The sequence below is a fragment of the Bartonella sp. AD328YNZD genome, from assembly GCF_042196425.1.
Genome location: NZ_JBHIQG010000310.1, coordinates 1 through 2,763 on the forward strand (window position 1 = coordinate 1; position 2,763 = coordinate 2,763).

General features: G+C 33.6%; 2 protein-coding genes. Both read right to left on the reverse strand.

Annotated elements, in window-relative coordinates; translation table 11 throughout:
* Positions 1-379 precede the first annotated feature (379 nt).
* Positions 380-1,870, reverse strand: a complete 1,491-nt coding sequence (locus ACFIO3_RS11085; RefSeq protein ID WP_375607709.1) for a replicative DNA helicase — start codon at positions 1,868-1,870, stop codon at positions 380-382.
* Positions 1,871-2,460: 590 nt separating this feature from the next.
* Positions 2,461-2,763: 50S ribosomal L9 C-terminal domain-containing protein (locus tag ACFIO3_RS11090; RefSeq protein WP_375704460.1), on the reverse strand; the 303-nt coding region annotated here is incomplete at its 5' end.

Below are 2,763 nucleotides of genomic sequence, written 5' to 3' on the forward strand. Positions count from 1 at the left end.
AATATTTTTGTTAAAAGGTTAGAGATTGTCCTATAAAGAGGAAATTTTCTGATATTTTACATAATAGCCAGTCTTGCGCAACATCAGCAATTATTTTTGAATTTAAAAACAAGAAAATGAGTGTCTTGTGAGAAGGCGTTTTTTAAAAGAAGGAACAATATAGAAAGATTTAGATTAGCTATAGATTTTGGATATTTGTATCCTATTTGCAACGCTAAAAAGATGTATTATCTTTTCATATTATTAAGATTAATATTATTCAAGAGCTTTTTAGATAGCAAATAATAATGGCCAAAATCATCCATTTTCCTGCCCAACGAGAATGGATGGTTCTGAAATTTTGACAGATAAATTGAATACGGTTCCGTACCATGGTGGTTTAGCCAATTTGCTCTGGAAGATAATTGCTATCAGCCAAATCACTAAAGCGTGTGAAGTCAGATTGAAAGGCAAGAGACACGATTCCTGTTGGTCCATGACGTTGTTTTGCAACAATGACATCAGCTTTTCCCATAATTTTATCCATTTCATCTTGCCATTTTTGATGTTCCAAAGTGCCTAATTTGGGCTCTTCATTTTTGAAATAATATTCTTCACGATAGACAAACAGAACGATGTCGGCATCTTGCTCAATAGAACCAGATTCACGTAAATCTGAAAGTTGTGGACGTTTATCTGTTCTATTTTCGACTTGGCGTGAAAGTTGTGACAGAGCAATAATAGGAATATTCAATTCTTTAGCTAAGGCTTTGAGTCCTGTCGTAATTTCTGTAATCTCTTGAACACGGTTTTCAGATGAACGTTTTGATTTACTTGTCATGAGTTGGATATAATCGATAATTAAAATATCCAAACCATGTTGCCGCTTGAGACGCCGTGCACGGGCAGCCAGTTGCGTAATTGATATTCCTCCAGTTTGATCGATATAAAGCGGTGCCTTTTGGAGCTGGTTCACTGCACGAATAATTTTTGAAAATTGTTCATCTGAAATATTACCACGTCGAATATCAGAAGAAGAGACTTCTGTTTGTTCAGAAATAATACGTGTTGCAAGCTGTTCAGAGGACATTTCAAGTGAGAAAAACCCTACAATGCCGCCTTCATTTTCTTGGATATTGCCATTATGATTATAAGCATTGGCAATATTAAAGGCAATATTGGTAGCCAGTGAGGTTTTACCCATACCAGGGCGGCCCGCAAGGATAATTAAGTCGGATGGTTGTAATCCTCCCATTTTTTCATCAAGTGTTTTAATATGGGTGGCTATCCCTGATAATTGTGAAGAGCGCTTTTTCGCAGCACTTGCCATATCGATAGCTTTTTTAATGGCCTCATTAAAATTTTCAAATCCACCTCCATATTTCCCTTTTTCTGCTAGCTCAAATAACTGATTTTCAACAGTTTCAATTTGTTGGGTAGGCGTGAGTTCTACAGGAGCATCAAAGGCTGTATTGACAACTTGAGTTCCAAGGTTAATCAAAGACCGGCGGATAAAAAGATCGTAAATGACGCGTCCATAATCTTCAGCGTTAATAATAGTGACAGCCTCAGTGGCTAAGCGAACAACATATTGGTATACGGTAATATCTCCAATTTTTTCTTCCATTTGAATATAGGGCTTGATTGTAACTGGATCTACAAGTTTTCCTGTTTTAATAAGGTGAGATAAAACATGATAAATTTTTTGATGCAATGGTTCAAAAAAATGTTCTGGTTTTAGAAAATCTGAAACGCGGTCAAGAGAATCATTGTTGATAAAGATAGCACCAAGCAATGCCTGTTCAGCTTCAATATTATGCGGAAGTTGTCGAAAAGAAGGGGAATCTTCTTTTTTTGAAGAGCTGATATTAACAACACTAATTTCTTCCATAATATTTTTCCACTAAAATTTCAAGTCTAGCTACTTTAGGCGATAAATTGAAAGCCGTATAGTAAAAGAATAGAGCTACAAATCTTCATTTTAAGTTAAAAGCATATAATTTTTGAAACTCCCTTTGAATGGCTCATTTATCATGAGTGCATGAGTAATATCTATTTCTTATGTTTTAATTTTTAATATGTGATTCTTTAAATGGTCGTTTTGATATTCTCAATTTAAGTATTTTTAAGCTACGTAATCTTAAAATTCCAATATAGGTGTAAGTAGAATGACTTTTCTATAATTGAAATTATTTCAGATAATGTAAGGATATAATCAACTTACCACTCATGTAAATTTTATCCTTAAGGGTAGAACTTTAAATCATTTTTGCTTCTATATTGGAAAATAAGGAGCATTTATTCTGATTGATATGATCATTTCTGGCGTGCAATGCCTTTATATAACATGCCTATAATTTTTGCATAAAAATTAGATTCTTTATGTATGACAGTCATAAAATACTCAGTTTTAAGAAGTGAGTATTTTATGATCAAATATTAAATGGAATAAAAACACAAAACAGAGAGCAAAAATAGTAATTAAGCTTCTTGATGAGGATTATTTATATCGTTGTCATTAATTTCCTCTGCCAATAATTCTTCCTGCTTTTCTTCTGATATTTTTTCTTGAATATTATATATTTCTTTAGTGGAAATGAGAGTTTCACCTTCTGCTTGGCGTTGTGCTTCACTGGCGGAACGTGCAACGTTAATAACCACAGAAATTTGAACCTCTGGATGTAAACTAAGAGTGATAGTGTAAAGCCCGATCATTTTTATTGGATGATTAAGTTCGATTTGATTTCTTCCAATAGAAAAGCCTTCATCTGTTATGATTTCAGC